The organism is Methylosinus sp. R-45379, assembly GCF_001644125.1.
Taxonomy (GTDB): domain Bacteria; phylum Pseudomonadota; class Alphaproteobacteria; order Rhizobiales; family Beijerinckiaceae; genus Methylosinus.
In genome coordinates this window covers 1-1,523 of record NZ_LUUM01000169.1, presented here as the reverse complement: position 1 = coordinate 1,523, position 1,523 = coordinate 1, and the positions used below count along the sequence as shown (strand labels likewise).

Sequence of the window (1,523 nt, the reverse complement as noted above, 5' to 3'; positions counted from 1 at the left end):
CATCAATGTCAGGGGCTAGACCATGCGGCAGGAGGGCGGATGAAGATCGGAGACGTTGCAAAGAGGACCGGGGCGAGCGTGCGCTCCATCCGTCATTACGAGAAAGTCGGCCTGATCCGCGCCGCCCGCGAGGAGAACGGCTACCGCGATTTCGACGAAGCCGACGTGGCTTTCGTGCGCCGCATCGGCCGGATGATCCGGCTCGGCTTCACCACAGACGAAATCGCGACATTCCTCAACTGCATCGTCGACGATCCCGCCGCGGTCACCGCCTGTCCGAAGGTGGCTGCTGCACATCGGTTAAAGCTCGAGGCGATCGAACGGCAAATGGCCGATCTCGAAACCCGCCGCCAGAAGCTTCTCATCACGCTGAAGGCTGCCTCCGGTCAGGACGACATCAACTTACCGGAAGCGCTGGTCTATGCCGAAACCAAAACCAACCCCCTCGCCCTCGCTCCTCCTCGCCACCCTGGCGCTCGCCGTCTATTTCGTCGGCGCGGTTGAATTCATGCTCGCGCCGATGCTGACGCCGTTGGCGTCGGCCTTTGCCGCGAAGCCTGCTGATATCGCCTGGCTCGTCTCTGCCTATGCGGTGTCCTATGCCGTACTCGCCCCTCTCATCGGCCTCCTCAGCGATCGGATCGGTCGGCGGCGTTTGTTGTTGCCAGCGCTGGCGCTTTTTGCCGCTGATGCGTTGGCTGTCGCATTCGCGCCCTCGCTCTCCTTCGCGATCGTCGCGCGAGTGCTCGGCGGCGCAGCGGGAGCGGCGCTCACGCCGACCGCCTTTGCCCTGATTTCCGAGACCGTTCCCGAAGACCGTCAGGCTGGAGCCATGGGGCTCGTCCTCTTTGGCTTGACCCTCGGCATCGCCACGGGGCCGACCGTCGCGGGGCTCTTGACCGACGCCTACGATTGGCAGGCGCCGTTCATCGCCGTCGCCTGTGGTTGCATCGCCGTCCTCATCGTGGGGGCGCGCATTTTGCCGCCATCCATCGCGCGGCAGAGTCGCCCGCTCAAAGCGTCGGCCGCCCGATTGCTCGACGGCGCGATCCTCAGGCCAAACCTTTCCAAGGGCTTATGGCTCGGCGCGACGATCGCCGGGTATCTGATCTCCGGCGAGGTTCTGCGTAGCCGCTACGGTCTTTCCACCGGCGTAATCGGCCTTTCGGTCGCAGCCTTCGGTTTCGGGCTCGCCGTAGGCAACCTAGCCGTCGGGCGGCTGACCGCCTGGGCCGGACGGCCCGAGACTGTGCTGGTTTTCGCCATCGGCCTCATCTTCTTTATGCAGAGCGCGTTCCTGGCGAGCGAGTCGAGCCATGTATCGGCAATTATCCTTCTGGCTCTTTGGGGATTTGCCTCGGGCCTCGCCGCCCCGGCCAACACCGCTGTTCAGGCGAGCCGAGCTGGGTCTGACGCGGGCTTTGTATTGGCGTCATCGGAATCGATGAACAATGGCGCCCTTCTCGTTCTGGCGCCAGTCGTCGCGAGCTGGATCGGACGGGCCGAAACCGTCAACGCGGCGA

The 1,523-nt window shown here is 64.5% G+C and carries 2 protein-coding genes and 1 pseudogene; all 3 read left to right on the top strand.

The window, feature by feature from the left end; translation table 11 throughout:
• Positions 1-39 precede the first annotated feature (39 nt).
• Positions 40-177 (top strand): annotated as a pseudogene (locus A1351_RS26165) (MerR family DNA-binding transcriptional regulator); the annotation flags it as partial.
• A 45-nt stretch (positions 178-222) separates the two neighbouring features.
• A complete protein-coding gene (locus A1351_RS26160) occupies positions 223-504 on the top strand; it encodes a hypothetical protein (protein WP_371441466.1) in 282 nt (93 codons plus the stop codon).
• On the top strand, positions 422-1,523 hold a 1,102-nt coding region (locus A1351_RS07960), incomplete at its 3' end, for an MFS transporter (protein ID WP_157096194.1). The genes A1351_RS26160 and A1351_RS07960, both read left to right, overlap by 83 nt.